This window comes from Thioclava sp. NG1 (assembly GCF_003122275.1).
Classification (GTDB): domain Bacteria; phylum Pseudomonadota; class Alphaproteobacteria; order Rhodobacterales; family Rhodobacteraceae; genus Thioclava; species Thioclava nitratireducens.
Window position 1 is genome coordinate 65,109 of sequence record NZ_QFBB01000005.1, and the last position, 15,425, is coordinate 80,533.

Annotated in this window: 13 protein-coding genes; 6 read left to right on the forward strand and 7 right to left on the reverse strand. The window is 65.1% G+C overall.

From position 1 onward, the window contains the following. Positions 1-2: 2 nt before the first annotated feature. Complete coding sequence (locus DEM26_RS10945) at positions 3-1,679, reverse strand: thiamine pyrophosphate-dependent enzyme (RefSeq protein WP_109172404.1); 1,677 nt, start codon at positions 1,677-1,679, stop codon at positions 3-5. A gap of 110 nt (positions 1,680-1,789) precedes the next feature. Beyond that, positions 1,790-2,704 (reverse strand): YghX family hydrolase, encoded by a 915-nt coding sequence (yghX, locus tag DEM26_RS10950; protein ID WP_109172405.1) that lies wholly within the window; start codon positions 2,702-2,704, stop codon positions 1,790-1,792. A 259-nt stretch (positions 2,705-2,963) separates the two neighbouring features. Here yghX and DEM26_RS10955 point away from each other — a divergent pair, with 259 nt between their 5' ends. Both DEM26_RS10955 and DEM26_RS10960 read left to right on the forward strand, forming a co-directional pair. After that, positions 2,964-4,103: an HlyD family secretion protein gene (locus DEM26_RS10955; RefSeq protein WP_109172406.1), complete on the forward strand. Its 1,140-nt coding sequence runs from the start codon at positions 2,964-2,966 to the stop codon at positions 4,101-4,103. A gap of 12 nt (positions 4,104-4,115) precedes the next feature. After that, complete coding sequence (locus DEM26_RS10960) at positions 4,116-6,104, forward strand: glycosyltransferase (protein ID WP_088735650.1); 1,989 nt, start codon at positions 4,116-4,118, stop codon at positions 6,102-6,104. Between the two features lie 17 nt (positions 6,105-6,121). Here the strand turns inward: DEM26_RS10960 and DEM26_RS10965 are convergent, their stop codons facing one another. Next, positions 6,122-6,700, reverse strand: a complete 579-nt coding sequence (locus DEM26_RS10965) for a hypothetical protein (RefSeq protein WP_109172407.1) — start codon at positions 6,698-6,700, stop codon at positions 6,122-6,124. A gap of 280 nt (positions 6,701-6,980) precedes the next feature. Here DEM26_RS10965 and DEM26_RS10970 point away from each other — a divergent pair, with 280 nt between their 5' ends. After that, complete coding sequence (locus DEM26_RS10970; protein ID WP_109172408.1) at positions 6,981-8,093, forward strand: cache domain-containing protein; 1,113 nt, start codon at positions 6,981-6,983, stop codon at positions 8,091-8,093. Between the two features lie 56 nt (positions 8,094-8,149). Here DEM26_RS10970 and DEM26_RS10975 read toward each other — a convergent pair whose 3' ends face one another. Then, positions 8,150-8,716, reverse strand: coding sequence for a LuxR C-terminal-related transcriptional regulator (locus DEM26_RS10975; protein ID WP_369907795.1), 567 nt, complete (start codon positions 8,714-8,716; stop codon positions 8,150-8,152). 94 nt (positions 8,717-8,810) lie between these two features. Between DEM26_RS10975 and DEM26_RS10980 the strand changes: the two genes are divergently transcribed. The 3 genes from DEM26_RS10980 to DEM26_RS10990 are packed head-to-tail and all read left to right on the forward strand — an operon-like array spanning position 8,811 to position 12,279. Beyond that, positions 8,811-9,977, forward strand: coding sequence for an acetyl-CoA acetyltransferase (locus tag DEM26_RS10980; RefSeq protein ID WP_109172409.1), 1,167 nt, complete (start codon positions 8,811-8,813; stop codon positions 9,975-9,977). After that, positions 9,974-11,476: a class I adenylate-forming enzyme family protein gene (locus DEM26_RS10985; RefSeq protein ID WP_109172410.1), complete on the forward strand. Its 1,503-nt coding sequence runs from the start codon at positions 9,974-9,976 to the stop codon at positions 11,474-11,476. The genes DEM26_RS10980 and DEM26_RS10985 overlap by 4 nt, the downstream gene beginning before the upstream one ends. Next, a complete protein-coding gene (locus DEM26_RS10990) occupies positions 11,476-12,279 on the forward strand; it encodes a 3-hydroxybutyrate dehydrogenase (protein WP_075774639.1) in 804 nt (267 codons plus the stop codon). The genes DEM26_RS10985 and DEM26_RS10990 overlap by 1 nt, the downstream gene beginning before the upstream one ends. Before the next feature lie 106 nt (positions 12,280-12,385). On the opposite strand, the gene DEM26_RS10995 is transcribed toward DEM26_RS10990, so the two are convergent. The 3 genes from DEM26_RS10995 to DEM26_RS11005 form a co-directional block, all read right to left on the reverse strand. Then, on the reverse strand, positions 12,386-13,924 hold the full coding sequence (locus tag DEM26_RS10995) for a tripartite tricarboxylate transporter permease (RefSeq protein WP_075774750.1): 1,539 nt from the start codon (positions 13,922-13,924) through the stop codon (positions 12,386-12,388). A 9-nt stretch (positions 13,925-13,933) separates the two neighbouring features. Further along, positions 13,934-14,365, reverse strand: a complete 432-nt coding sequence (locus DEM26_RS11000) for a tripartite tricarboxylate transporter TctB family protein (RefSeq protein WP_075774638.1) — start codon at positions 14,363-14,365, stop codon at positions 13,934-13,936. A gap of 66 nt (positions 14,366-14,431) precedes the next feature. Beyond that, a complete protein-coding gene (locus tag DEM26_RS11005; RefSeq protein WP_199224664.1) occupies positions 14,432-15,397 on the reverse strand; it encodes a Bug family tripartite tricarboxylate transporter substrate binding protein in 966 nt (321 codons plus the stop codon). Positions 15,398-15,425: the final 28 nt, after the last annotated feature.

A 15,425-nucleotide genomic window follows, 5' to 3' on the forward strand; every position in this document is an offset into this window, starting at 1 on the left:
GCTCAGCGCCCCTTGCCCGCCTCCAGTGCCGCCGAACGCATCGCCGAGAGCGACTGGCGCGGGGTCAGCGCCTCGGGCGAGATCACGAGGTCCAGCACCGCGCCGGTCTCGGACGCCCGCGCACGTTCAAAGGCGGCGGCGAAATCCTCCGTCCGCTCGACCCGCTCGCCGTGGAAGCCATAGGCCTTCGCCAACGCCGCGAAATCCGGGTTCACCGCCATCGTCGTGCCCGACACGCGGGTCGGATAATTGCGCTCCTGATGGGCGCGGATCGTGCCGTAAATCCCGTTATTGAGGATCAGAATGATCGGCTGTGCGCCCGCCTGCGCGGCGGTGGCCAGTTCCTGCGACGTCATCTGAAAATCGCCGTCGCCCGCGAAACAGACCACGGTCCGCTCGGGCTGCGCCACCTTGGCGGCAATCGCGGCGGGCACCCCATAGCCCATCGCCCCCGATTGCGGCGCAAGCAGCGTGGCCTTCGGCCCGAAGCGGAAGAACCGCCCCGGCCAGACCGCGAAATTGCCCGCCCCGTTGGTCAGGATCATGTCCTCGGGCAGTTCCTCGCGCAGATAGGCGCAGACCTTGCCCATATCGACCGGCGAGGGCAGCTCCGGCAGATCGAAGCCAGCGTCATAGGCCGCCCGTCCCTCGGCGCGCCAATCGGCCCAGCCGCCTTTGACCGGGTCCATTGCGCCAAGTGCGGCGGCAAAGGCGTTCGGCCCGGCATGGATGCCCAGTTCGGGACGGTAGATCTTGCCGATCTCCAGATCTGAGCCGTGGACATGGATCAGCCGCTGCGCGGGCTGCGGCACATCCAAGAGCGTGTAGCCGTCGGTCGTATTCTCGCCAAAGCGCGCATTGATCGCGAGGATCACGTCGGCCTCGCGCATCAGACGCTTCACATGCGGCGCCATCCCGACGCCCGCATCGCCACAGAAAACGGGTGATTTATTGTCGAACTGGTCTTGATAGCGAAAGACCGAAAGCACAGGGATATCAGAAGCTTCCGCGAAGAACTTAATGGGCGACGTGCCGTCCCCGCGCCAGTTGCACCCACCGTAGAGGATCAAGGGACGCTCGGCCCCGGCGAGCATCTCGCGCAGTTCGCCCATCACCGTCGGATCGGGCTGCGGCTCGGTGATCCGGACGGGCGCGCCAAGCGGCGCGGCCTCGGTCCTCGCGGTCAGCATGTCCTCGGGCAGCGCAACCACGACCGGGCCGGGCCGCCCGCTCACAGCCATCGTCCAGGCCCGCGACAGAATTTCGGGGATACGTTCGACCCGGTCGATCTCGACCGCCCATTTCGCCATCGTCCCGAAAACCGCCTTGTAATCGAGCTCCTGAAACGCCTCGCGGCCCTTCATATCGGTGCCGACCTGCCCCACGAAGAGGATCATCGGTGCGGAATCCTGCATCGCGGTATGCACCCCGATCGAGGCATTGGTCGCCCCGGGGCCGCGCGTCACCATGCAGATGCCCGGCTCCCCGGTCAGCTTACCATATGCGGCGGCCATGAAGCTCGCCCCGCCTTCCTGACGGCACAGCACGAAATCGAGCGTGCCTTGCGTGTCGTGCAGCGCATCGAGCACCGCGAGATAGCTTTCGCCCGGCACCCCGAACGCCTTGCGCGCACCGAGCCCTACGAGGCTCTCGACCAGAAGTTGACCACCGTTTCTCATGCGCGCGCCTCTCTCCCTCTTGTGCCGCTCCGCGCTTCGGCGCGGATCTGCGAGAGGCGTAGCACGCGCCAAATCCGAGCGCACCCCCGGCACGTCGCAAGCGCGGCAGATCACCCGGCGAGGTAGGTCCGGAACCACGCGATCATGCGCTCCTCTGCCAGCTTAGCGGCGGCCTCGTCGTAGCGCGGCGTCGTGTCGTTGTGGAACCCGTGGTTCACGCCCGGATAGATATAAGCCTCGTAGCGCTTGTCGTTTTCCTCGAGCGCCCTTTGATACTCGGGCCACATCGCATTGATGCGCTGATCGAGCGCGGCGAGTTGGATCAGTAGCGGCGCCTCGATCATTGCGACCTGTGCGCTGTCGGGCGCGGCCCCGTAGAACGGCACGCCCGCGCCCATTTCCGGGTAGGCGACAGCGAGCTTGTTCACCACGCCCCCGCCATAGCAGAATCCGGTCGCGCCGACCTTGCCGTTGGTGCCGTCGAGCGTCTGGAGATACTCAAATCCCGCGAAGAAATCATTGAGCAGCGCCCCCTGATCGAGACTGCGCTGCATCTCGCGGCCCTCGTCGTCATTGCCCGGATAGCCGCCGAGAGAGGACAACCCATCGGGCCCCATCGCCACGAACCCCGCCTTGGCGAGCCTGCGAACGACGTCGCGGATATAGGGATTGAGGCCGCGGTTCTCGTGCACGACGAGGATCGCGGCGGGCGGATTGTCCGGGTCGATCTGCGTCGGGCGCACCAGATAGGCGGTGATCTCGCCGGTGCCGTTCGGGCTGGGATAGGTTATGTCCTCGCCCTGAATGTCGGGATCGTCCTCGGCCACCTGCTGGGCGAGCGCGTAATTCGGCGCGAGCGCCCCGAGAATCGCGACGGCGGTCAGGCCACCCACCGCCCATTTCCCCGCGCGGTCGAGAAATTCCCGTTTCGAGATTTTGCCATGGACATAATAGTCATAAAGATCGAGAAGTTCCTGGTCGAAATCGGCCGCCGTCAAGCGACGCGCATTGGCTGGGTCGGTCATGGATGAATCCTCCTCCTGAGAGGAAGAAGCATATCACGGACGCGTGAATTGCCCTCATCTTATCGACGGATAGTTCAGGCAAGGCGCCCGCCCAACGCCGCCGCTGCCGCCACCGCCAGCGGCATGGGCATAGCGCATAGATCACAGATCAAATTTCCCTATCGGCCTTGGGTTGCATCTTGCAATTACGTTACGTTTATAAGTTGTCTGGCGTCATCGCCCCGCCCCGCTGAAACGCGCATTCTCGAGGAGCCTCGAATTGAAAACGCTACGCCCCGTCATCGGCCTTGTCCTCGTCGCGGGCGCTCTTTGGGTCATCGTCGGAGAGCAGATGTCGGGCGTCAGTGCCGACGCCGTCGTCAATGCGCCCGTCGTCACCGTACGCAGTAGCACTGCGGGCAAGCTTTCGATGCCGAAGCGCCCGCTCGGCGCGGATGTCGCCAAGGGCGAACGACTTGCCACTGTAGATGACAGCCTGCCCGACAGGACGCGGCTCGACGATCTGCGGATGGAGGTTGCGAACGCGCAGGCGACCGTCGATCGTATCAAGAGCGATCTCGGCGCAAAACGGGCGCAACGCAAATCCTATGGCGAGCGCACCAAGATTTATCGTGAACATCGCATTGCCGAGATCGAGACCAAGCTGAAATTCGCCCGCGCGCGGCTCGACCGGCTCCAGCCGAAGGCGCAAGGCTCGGAGACGAGCGCGACCAAGGTTGCGCAGACCGCCCCGCCCGCCACCACGGACACCGCTCCTCTGATGCAGGCGCGCGAAGACGTGGCGCTGCTCGAAATTTCGCTCGACGCGGCCAAGTCGGGCGTCTTTCTCGGCGACGGCTATAACGACGCGCCGAGCTCCGAACAGCGCGGTGCCGATCTGGATGGGGCGATCGCCTCGCTCGAAGCGAACCTCACGGAGGCCCAGACCCGCCTCAAGACGCTGGAAGACCGCCGCGCGCAGGAACAGACGCGGGTGACCACGATGTCCTCCAGCCATGTGACCTCGCCTGCGAACGGGATCTACTGGGAGACACTGCAGGCGGATGGCGTGACGGTGCAGCGGGGCGATCCGATCATGGAGCTCGTCGATTGCGACGTCCCGCTGGTGACCGCCTCGGTGAGCGAAGGGGTCTATAACAGCCTCAAGGTGGGCGATTCCGCGACGTTCAAACTGGCCTCGCGCGACAGGATTTACGACGCGACGGTCGCCCGGCTCGCAGGGAGTGGCGCGGCGGAGGTCTACCAGCATCTCGCGATCGCGCCGAACAAGGAACATCTCGAGCGTTACGATGTGACCCTTCTCGTCCCGGAACTGAAATCGGATCCCGATCTCGACTGTCCCGTGGGGCGGACCGGGCGGGTATTCTTCGAGCGCCGCCCCCTCGACTTCCTGCGCTGAGGACGGGACGGCATGTTCTTCTATCCGCAACTGGGAGAGCTTGGCTCGGCGGCGATGCAGCTCATCCTCGTGGTGGGCATCACGGCCATCCTGCCGAGCTTCGTCAACACGCGGCGCAACTGGCACCGCACGGTCTTGCTGGGGATCAGCGCCGTTCTGGCGCTGCGCTATATCTGGTGGCGCGGAACTGAGACCCTCGCCCCGCCCGGCCTGACGCTGGACGCGCTGGCGAGCTGGTCGCTCTATGCACTCGAAGGTCTCACCATGATCGGCTCGCTCAGCGCCTTTCTGGTCCTGTCGCGGATCAAGCTGCGCAGCGAGGACGCGGATCGATACGTCAATCTCCCGACCGAGCGAGAGCCGCTCGTCGCGATCCTGATCGCCACCTATAACGAGGATCGCGACGTTCTCGAACGCACCATCGTGGGCGCGAAGTTCCTGCGTCACCGCAACAAGACGATCATCGTCTGCGACGACAGCCGCCGCGACTGGCTGCGCGATTTCTGCGAGGCCAAGGGCGTGCGCTACATGCGCCGGGCCGACAACGAAGGGCAGAAGGCGGGCAATATCAACCACGCGCTGGACCGGCTGGCCGAAGAAGAGGTGCAGCCCGACTTCGTCGCAATCCTCGATGCGGATTTCGTGCCCCATCGCGGCTTCATCTCACGCACGCTGGCGCTGTTTCACGACCCCGAAGTGGGGCTCGTGCAGACGCCGCAACACTTCTTCAACTCCGACCCGATCCAGCACAATTTCCGCCTCGACAGCTCCTATCCCGACGAGCAGCGTTTCTTCTTCGATCAGATGCAGCCGTCGCGCGACGGCTGGGGGATCGCCTTTTGTTGCGGCACCTCCTCGGTCTGCCGCTGGAGCGCGCTGCGCGAGATCGGCGGCTTCAACACCGAGAGCGTGACCGAGGATTTCATGCTGACGCTGGCGTTGCAGAACGCGGGCTGGCGCACCGTCTATCTGGCCGAGCCGCTGACCGAGGGGCTCGCCCCGGAAGGGCTCAAGGAATACATCACTCAGCGCGCCCGCTGGTGCCTCGGCCTGATGCAGATCGCGCGCTCCTCGCTCGGACCGTTCTCGAAGAGCAACCTGCGCCTGCGCGACCGCTGGAGCGTGATCGACTCGATCCTCTACTGGACCACGACCTTCCCCTTCCGGATCGCGGCGATCTGCTATCCGCTGCTCTACTGGTATTTCAACATCACGGTGGTGAATGCGGGCCTCGCGGACGTACTGAGCTATTTCGGTGTCTACTACCTATGGAGCCTGATGACGCTCAACATGCTCAGCCGCGGTATGGTCGTGCCGATCCTGAACGATGTCAGCCAATTGATCGGCGCGATCCCGATCGCTCGCGCCGCCTTCACAGGTCTGCTGCGCCCCCATGGCCACCCGTTCTCGGTGACAGCGAAAGGCGGGGATCGGTCGAAAGTCGTCGTGCAGTGGCGGATCATGATGCCCTTCCTGATCCTGCTTTTCCTGACGCTGGGCGGCCTTCTGATCGGGATCATCTGGGATCGCTTCGCCTATTTCGACGCGGGGGACGGTAAATGGGTGATCCTGTTCTGGACCATCTACAATCTGTTCCTGCTCGCCGCGACCTGTCGCGCCTGTGTTGAGCTGCCCCGGCGGGAAATCCATGTCGCGGACAAGCCCGAGCGGATTTCCTTCGACTCCGACGGCGTGGAATACTGGGTCTGGATGACCTCCTTCACGATGGACACGGTGCGCCTTCGCGGCCTGACCTTACCAGAACAGACCCGCGGCAAACTGACGATCGACCAGATCACCGGCCCGATCGAGTGCTACGTCATCGCGAAGACGCGGGACGGCGCGCGGTTGCAGCTGCTCCCGACCGAGGAGCAGCGCGAACAGCTCTTCGTGCGCTTCTACGCGGAAGGTGACGAGCCCGGCGTCAGCCATGTCCGCCCGGGCGCCCTCCTGCACGACATCTACCGCCGTTTCCTGCCGAAATACTCGTCGGACGAGTGACCCTGCGACGGCAGGCATCAATAGGTGTTGATGGAAAGACCCACGAAGGCTTCCTTGGCGAAGGCCCGCCAGCCAGCCCGGATCGAGACCGGCCCGTCGCCGATTTTCTGGGTCACCGCAATCGTCCGCTCGGAATAAGTGTCGCTTCCCCCCGCCGAAAGCTCGAGCCCCAGACCGGAGCGATTCCCGGCCTGAAACAGCGCGAACCAATCCTGATCGATCGTGTTGTACTGGGCCAGCAGGAAGACATGCCCGAATCGAGTCGGCGAATAGTGTTCCAGTCCCGCCCGCACCCCGAGTCGCCAGTTATCGTCCGACAGCGTCCGCCCGATGCTGGGCCCGACCTTCAGCGTTCCGCTTCCCCCAAGCGCGAAGTCACGCGTCACTACGGCCCCGGTCGACCAGCCGCCCTCGTAATCGGAGAAATTCGCGCCGAAACTCACCTTGCCGCGCGATATCGCAAACACCGCATCGGAAGTGTTCGTCCCGAGATCGGCCTGCAAGAACGTCCCGTCTGCGCGGGCGGGCAAGACCGGCCCTAGCGACAGTGTCAGCGACGTCGCGACCGCGACGCTCAGCCAGTGAATCTTGTGCATTCTGCGAATCCTGTATAGCTCTGCCTGAGACCTTGGCGGCCTCCTCTGATTCCCCTTAACCTCAGGGAAACTCTTGTTTTTCAGCACCGTCCAATACGGGAACAAGGCGTATCCTTCGATGGCGAGTGTTCGGCGTCGATTTGCGCTTTGCAAGCGGCCTGACCCCGGTCCCGCAAAAAGGTTCACAACAACAACCCGACACCACTTTCTCGCCGTAATTAACCATTAACTATGACTTATAGGCGTTCCCTCCTGTACATAACTTAGGATTGAAACGAGGATGACCATGCGTCGAAATCACAATCTCGGGGGCATTTTCCTGCGTACCGCTATGGCGATGGTACTTGTCGTGGCCGCGACTGCAGTCTTCGTCGCAAAGATCGTCTCGGACCGGGCCCACGAGTACCAGGTAGCTATCGAGCACAAATTGGTCCTCCGAGGCTCGGACGCGATCGCGCTCAGCTTCAACACGGCTTTGACGCGGGAATGGGACAGTATGCACGCCGTGGCGCGGGCCCTCGGTTCTGCAACGCAAGACGACATCGACAGGTTCATGGACGCCGTCTCGCGGACCGGCGGTCAGGTCGCCTGGGCAGGCTTCGCCGCGCCCGATGGCACGATCATCTCCGGCTCGAACGGCTATGACGTCGGAAAGAATGTCAGCTCCAAGCGGTGGTTCCGCGACGGCATACGCGTGCCGTCGATCGATTCCATCACCGAGGTGATCACCAATGCGCAGACTGGCGAGCCGGAGCGTTACCTGAACCTCTCGACCCCGGTGAAAGGCGCGAACGGACAGAAGGCCGGTGTGCTGGTCTACCGCGTGCGGATCGCGTGGGTGCGCAGTTTCCTGTTCGAAGCCAGCAAGGAGCTTGGCATCGACGTGGTCGTGCAGGACATCAACGGCGATACCGTGATCGACACCCGTCACCACGGCACCCCCCTCCCCGACAATCTGACATCGGGCGCGAGCCTGCGCAGCAAGTCCTCCGGCGTCTTCCACATCGTGGACGACAAGAACGGGGAAACCTATGCTTTCGCACCGAATTTCGTTGAGGACGAGCTGCCCAACTTCGGCTGGCGGGTCTTCGCGGTCCTGCGCCGCGACAACGTTTCGACCGATCTTCCGATGCTGACGCAGGTGACGCTGGCGACGGTCGCGGCTGCGGCGCTGTGCATGCTGATCGTGACGCTGGTCTTCCTCAAGCTGCTGCTGCGCCCGGTCGAGCGGCTCGCACGGGATGCCAAGAGCATCGCGGACGGCAATTACGTCTTCCCCGAAGAGGCGACAAGCTCGCGTGAGGCCGCCTCGTTGTCGAGCGCTCTCGCGATCATCCAGAGCAAACTGTCGCCCAAGAACGGCGCCCCACGGGAACCCGAACCCAATCCCTGACGAGGGAGCGAATTCGAAGGGGCGCTCGGGCGCCCCTTTTTCATCTGGAATAAGCCTTACAGCGGCAGCCCCGTCAGCCGCGCCACCAATTCGGCAGTGTTGCGCGCGCCGAGCTTGGCCTGCAGCCGCGCGCGATGCGCCTCTGCCGTGCGCGGCGACAGCTCCAGCGCCCGCGCGATTTCCTTGTTAGTCTGCCCCTCGGCCAGAAGCGCGGCCACCTGCCGCTCTCGCGCCGTCAGATCGGCGACGGGGCGCGATTCCGAGAGATCCGCAAAGCTCCAGACCGCGCGCGCGAAAGGATCGTCCGGCGTAAGGGATTGCCCGCGCACCCGGCACCAGAACAGTGCCCCGTTCCGGCGCTGCATGATCCGCTCATCGGCATAGCGCCCGGTCTCACGCATCCGCCGCAACCCGATCTCGCCGATGCGCAGGAACTCCTCCTGCGACGGGTAGAGCACCGCGAGCGAGCGCTGCGGCAACTCGTCTTCGGCATAGCCGAAGGTTTCGCAAAACCGCGCGTTGCACCGCTCGATCACCCGATTGCGGGTGACCGCCAGCCCGACCGGAGCATGATCGAAGGCCAGCACCGCCATGTCATCGCTGTCCAGCAGGTCCTGCTCCATCCTCTTCTCCCGATAGCGTAGTTCTACGAATAGAGGTCGTGCCGCCCCTGCGCTAGTCTCCGCCGCAACGGAGAACCATTGGGAGGAGAGCCGCATGGACGCGAAGATCGTCGGCTGGGGCCATACGAAATTCGGCAAGCTGGAGGGGCGCACGCTCGAGGATCTGGTTCTCGAAGCGGGCGGCGACGCGTTGGAGCACGCCGGGATCGACCCGGCAGAGATCGACGGCATCTGGCTGGGGCATTTCAACTCCGGGCTGGTGCCGGACGGGTTCGCAAGCTCGCTGGCGCTGGGGATCGACGACAAGCTGCGCTTCACGCCTGCGACCCGCGTCGAGAACGCCTGCGCGTCGGGCTCGGCTGCGATCTATGCCGCGCGCGATGCGATCCGTTCGGGCCGGGTGAAGGCCGCGCTGGTCATCGGGGCCGAGAAGATGACCGCGAAGGACACCGCAGGCGTCACCGAGGCGCTCGCCGGAGCGTCTTACCAGATGGAGGAGGCGGGCGTCTCCTTCCCGCAGATTTTCGCGCGCTTCGCTCAGGCCTATTATCAGGCGCATGGCGACCGCTCGGCCGCGCTGGCCCGGATCGCGGCGAAGAACCACCACAATGCGCTCGCCAACCCGCTGGCGCAGATGCGCAAGGATGTGGGGTTCGAGTTCTGCAACACGGTGAGCGACAAGAACCCGATGATCGCCCCGCCGCTGCGGATGACCGATTGCTCGCTGATCTCCGACGGGGCGGCGGCGCTGGTCATGGTCGCGGACGACCGCGCGGGCGATTTCGCCAATTCCATCGGTTTCCGCGCCGCCGAGCAGGTCAATGACTACCTGCCGATGTCGCGCCGCGATCTGCTGGCCTTCGAGGGCCCGGCGGAGGCTTTCCGCCGCGCCTATGCGGCGGCGGGCGTGAGTGTCGACGATCTCTCTTTCGCCGAGGTCCATGACTGTTTCACCATCGCGGAATTGCTCGTCTACGAGGCGATGGGGCTGGTGCCGCAAGGCGCCGGCGCGCGCGCCATCGACGACGGGCTCGTGCTGCGCGACGGGAAGCTTCCGGTGAACCTCTCGGGCGGGCTGAAGGCCAAGGGGCATCCCGTGGGCGCGACCGGCGTGTCGATGCATGTGCTGGCCGCGATGCAGCTCACCGGTCAGGCGGGCGAGATGCAACTGCCCGGCGCGGAACTGGGTTGCGTCTTCAATATGGGCGGCTCGGGCGTCGCGAATTACTGCTCGATCCTCGAAGCGGAGCGCGCGGCATGAACCCGGCGGAGTGGCTGATCCGCAGCGCGATCCGCACCCCCGACGCCCCCGCGCTGCTGCAGGGCGAGGAGCTGCGCGCCACCTATGCGGAATTCGCCGACCGCGCCGCCCGGATCGGGGCAGCGCTGGTCGCGAAAGGGATCGCTCCGGGCGACCGCGTCGCGCTGTTCGCCAAGAACTGCCCGGAATATCTCGAGGCGATGTATGGCGCGTGGTTCGCAGGTGCAGTGGCGGTGCCGATCAACGGCAAGCTGCACCCGCGCGAGGCCGCATGGATCGTTGAAGCCTCCGAGGCGAAGCTTGCCTTCACCGGGGGGCCGGAAAGCGATTTGGGCGTCGAGACGGTGGACCTGAGAGGCCCGGCCTATGCCGATCTTCTGTGTCATGCCCCGATGCTCGCACCGGTCGAGATCGCCGCCGACCAGACGGTTTGGCTGTTCTACACCTCCGGCACGACCGGGCGGCCCAAGGGCGTGTGCATCACCTCGGCCAATGTGCAGGCGATGTGTCTTGGGTATTTCTCGGACGTCGACAGCGTCGAGGCGCAGGACGCGATCCTCTACGCCGCGCCGATGTCGCATGGCGCGGGACTTTACAACTTCGTCCATGTGATGCGCGGCGCGCGCCATGTGGTGCCGCGCTCGGGCGGGTTCGAGGCCGACGAAATTCTCGACCTCGCGCCGAAGCTGCAACATGTCTCGATGTTCGCCGCCCCCACCATGATCCGTCGTCTGGTGGACCGCGCCCGCGCCGCGGGGCAAACCGGCGAGGGCATCAAGACCATCGTCTATGGCGGTGGGCCGATGTATGTCGCCGATATCATCGAGGCAGTCGAGGTGATGGGGCCGCGCTTCGTGCAGATCTACGGCCAGGGCGAGAGCCCGATGACGATCACCGCCCTGTCGCGCGAGCTGGTGGCGGATCGCACCCACCCGCGCTGGCGCGAACGACTGGCCTCGGTCGGGCTCGCGCATAGCCCGGTCTCGGTGCGGATCGCTGATCCCGATGGCCGCCCCCTGCCCGCTGGCGAGACCGGCGAGATCCTCGTGCGCGGCGCGGCGGTGATGTCGGGCTACTGGCAGAACCCGGAGGCGAGTGCGAAGGCGCTTCGCGGCGGCTGGCTCTGGACCGGCGATCTGGGCACGATGGATGCGGACGGCTTCGTCACGCTGCAGGATCGCTCCAAGGATGTCATCATTTCGGGCGGCACCAACATCTATCCCCGCGAGGTCGAGGAGGTTCTGCTGCTGCACCCTTCCGTCCACGAGGTCGCGGTGGTCGGAAAACCCGACCCGGAATGGGGTGAGAGCGTCGTGGCCTTCGTCACGCCCGCGCCGGGAGCCGAGATCGACCCCGCCGCCCTCGATCGACATTGCTGCGATCAGATCGCGCGGTTCAAGCGCCCCAAGGCGTATCGCGTGGTGACGCAGCTTCCCAAGAACAATTACGGCAAGGTCCTCAAGACCGAGCTGCGCAAACTGGTGACGGAGGAGGATTGATGTCGCAACTGGAGGGAAAGACCGCACTGGTGACAGGCTCGGTGCAGGGGATCGGGCTCGCCATCGCCAAGTCGCTGGCCGAGGCGGGCGCGCGTATCGCGCTGCACGGGCTGGCCGATGAGGCGCAGATCGCCAAGGCGACGGCGGTGCTGGAAAAGGCGGGTTCGCCCGAGGTGAAGTTCTTCGACGCCGACATGGCCGATCCCACGCAAATCGACGCGATGATGGACGCGGTCGCGGAGTGGGGCGGCGCGGATATCCTCGTGAACAACGCAGGCATCCAGCGCACCACCAGCCTTGCCGACGCCACGCCCGAGATCTGGAACGCGGTGCTCGCGGTGAACCTCTCGGGTGCATTCCATACGATGCGCCGCGCGATGCCGGACATGGCCGAGCGCGGCTACGGGCGGGTGATCAATATCGCCTCGGTGCATGGGCTTGTGGCCTCGGCCAACAAGGCGCCCTATGTCGCCTCGAAATTCGGCCTCGTCGGCATGAGCCGCGTCGCGGCGCTGGAATATGCGCAGGCGGGCACGCGTGAAGCGGGCGGCGTGACGGTGAACTGCATCTGCCCGGGCTGGACCGAGACCGACATTCTCGGGCCGCAGATCGCTGAACGCGCAGCAGCCCATGGCGGCGACCGGGCCGCGGGGATCGCGGATCTTCTGGCGGAGAAGCAGCCGACGCGACGTCTCTCGGACCCGTCCGAGATCGGGGCGCTCGCGCTTTGGCTCTGTGCGCCGATCGCGCACAACGTGACCGGTACGTCCATTCCGGTCGATGGTGGCTGGACCACGCAGTAACGGATCGGAGGCAAAAAGGGGGCGGCGGATTGACCACCGCCGCCCCTGCCTTCAATCCGGCGCAGGCACCGCGGGGGAGGTGCGGTGCCTGCGCTTGGGGGTGCGATCAGTCTTCGATCGCACCCTCGTCATCGCGGCGCTCATGCATCCGCGCTTTCACGAAGCGCCCGAGGAACAGCGGCAGGATGAAGCCGACAATCGCCACCGTCCACAGACCGATCGCCAGCGGGCTGCCGACCAGCGTTCCGTAATCGCCATTCGAGATCGTGACCGCCCGACGCAGGTTGTTCTCCATCGTGTTGCCCAGAAGGGTGCCGAGAATGATCGGCACCAGCGGCACGTCGAGCTTGCGCAGTACCCAGCCCATCACGCCGAAGCCGATCATCACCAGCAGATCGAAGCTGGAGCCGGAAATCCCGTAAATCCCCACGAAGGACACCATCGCGACGATCGGCATCAGGATGCGCGGCGGGATCATCAGGACGCGGGTGAAGATGCCCACCATCGGGATGTTCATCGCAAGCAGCATGAAGTTGGCGATGAAGAGCGCCGCGATCAGGCCCCAGACGACATCGGGGTTGTTCTGGAACAGCAAGGGGCCGGGCGTGATGTTGAGCGACAGAAGCACCGCGAGCAGCACCGCCGTCGTCCCCGAGCCCGGCACGCCGAGCGCCAGCATCGGCACAAGCGCACCGCCGGCTGCCGCGTTGTTGCCCGCCTCGGGGGCGGCCACACCGCGCGGGTCGCCCGTGCCGAAGGTGTTCTTGCGGTCCACCAGCTTCTTCTCCATCGAGTAGGAGATGAAGGAGCCCAGCGACGCCCCTGCCCCCGGCAGCACGCCCGCGACGAAGCCCAAGAGCGACGAGCGCAGCATGGTCGGCGTCGTCTCTTTCACCATCTTCCACGGGGGTGTGATGCGCCCGACCGAGACCTTGTGACCCGCGCCGGTGGCCGAACCGTGGCGGTGCTCGAGGAAGATGAACACTTCCGACAGCGCGAAAAGACCGACGATGGCGACGAGGAAATCGAGCCCGTCATAGAGGTGCACCTCGCCGAAGGTCAGACGCGGCACGCCGGTCTGCGTGTCCACCCCGATCACCGACAGGCCGAGGCCCAGCATCGCGGCGAAGGCCGATTTCGCCTGATTGGTCGAGGAGACGCCGCCCAGCGTGGCAAAGGCCAGCGCGAACAGCGCGAAATATTCCGCCGGACCGAACAGCAGCGCGAATTTCACCAGCTGCGGTGCCAGCAGGATCAGGCCCCAGGTGGCGATGAAAGCACCCACGAAGCTTGCGATACCCGAGAGCGACAGCGCCTCGCCCGCAAGCCCCTTCTTGGCCATCGGGTAGCCGTCGAGACAGGTCATCATCGCGGGCTCGTCGCCCGGAATATTCAGCAGGATCGAACTGATCCTCCCGCCATACATCGCCCCGTAATAGACGCTCGTGAGCAAGATCAGCGAAGGCGTTGCCCCCAGCCCCAGCGTAAACGCCAGCGGGATCAGGATCGCGACGCCGTTGGACGGGCCGAGGCCGGGCAGCGCGCCCATCATGGTGCCGAGGAACGTGCCCAAAAGCGCGAGCAGCAGGTTTTCGAAGGTCAGAGCGGTGTGAAAACCGTCTGCGAGTGACATCAGGGTGTCCATCATTTCACCTCAGAAACCGAAGGGGCCGCTGGCGAGCGAGAGGCCCAGCACCAGCTTGAAAATTACGTAGATACCGATCGAGGTGGCGACGCCGACGACGACCGATTGCAGCGGACGCGTGCCCAGCCGCCATGTCAGGTAGGCGCTGGCAAAAGCGGTCGCGATCAGGAAGCCCGCGATGGGCAGGAATTCCGCATAGAGGATCATCACCACGACGGCGGCGAGGATTTCAGCGAGCCGCGAGAGGCTCGGCCAGACCGGGTCGGGATCGGGCTTGAGCAGGATCGCGAGCGAAGCCAGCCCGAGGATCACCGCGATCACCAGCGGAAAGGTTTTCGGCCCCACCGCATCCGACAGGAAACTTTCTTGGATTTGCAGCGTCGCCCAGCCGTAGAACAGCGCGAGGCACAGGCCGACGGCGCCGAAGATGCGATCACTCATGATCCCCTCCCTTGAAATGAAGGCGCGGCGGCGCCCTTGGGCCCGCCGCGCGCATGGGTGTCTCGCTTACTTGATGATGCCGATCTGGCGCGAGATGTCCTGGATCTGCTGGACCGACTTCTCGACGAAGGCCTCGAATTCGGCGCCCTGCAGGTCGAGCGGGGCCAGACCGTTGGCCGCCATCACCTGCTTCCACTCGTCCGAAGCGTAGAGCTTGCCGACCTTGTCGACCCAAGCCTGATAGGCTTCGTCGGACATGCCGCCCGGTGCGTAGAAGCCGCGCCAGTTGGCGCCGATCGCATCGATGCCCTGCTCTTTCGCGGTCGGGAATTTCGAGAATTCACCGTCCAGACGCTCGGGTGCCAGCACCGCGATCACACGGATATCGCCGGAATCGACGAAGCCCTTGGCTTCCGACAGATCGCCGGTAAAGGCTTGGACCGAACCCGCGAGAAGCTGGGTCACCGCTTCGCCGCCGCCGTCGAAGGCGATGTACTTGACCTTGCGCACATCGTCGATGCCGTAAGCGTCAGCCGCGATCAGAACCTTGAGGTGGTCCCAGCCACCCACGGCCGAGCCGCCCGCGACGGAGACCGAGTTCGGGTCGGCCTTGATCTTGTCGAGCAGTTCCGGAAGCGTCTGGATGTCGCTGTCGGCAGCCACGGCGATCACGCCGTAATCCGCGCCGATCGATCCGACCCAGCGGACCTGATCCATCGAGTTGCCCGGATAGGCGCCCTGCGCCAGACGGGTCGCGGTGGCCGAGGAGGCCGCGACGATCAGGTTATCGTCGTCGTTGCGCTTGTTCACCACTTCGGCGAAGGCCACGCCACCGCCGCCGCCGGCGAGGTTCACGACCTGCATGGTCGAGTCGATCAGACCCAGATCCTGCATGGTCTTGCCGACCTGACGGCAAGTGAAGTCCCAGCCGCCGCCGGGGTTCGCCGGTGCGATGCATTCCTGTGCCGACGCGCCGGTCGCGACGGTGAGCGCCGCGGCAGCAATCGCCGCGCGCATGAGTTTAAAAGCCATGGTATATCCTCCACTGTCCGCCCGTTGC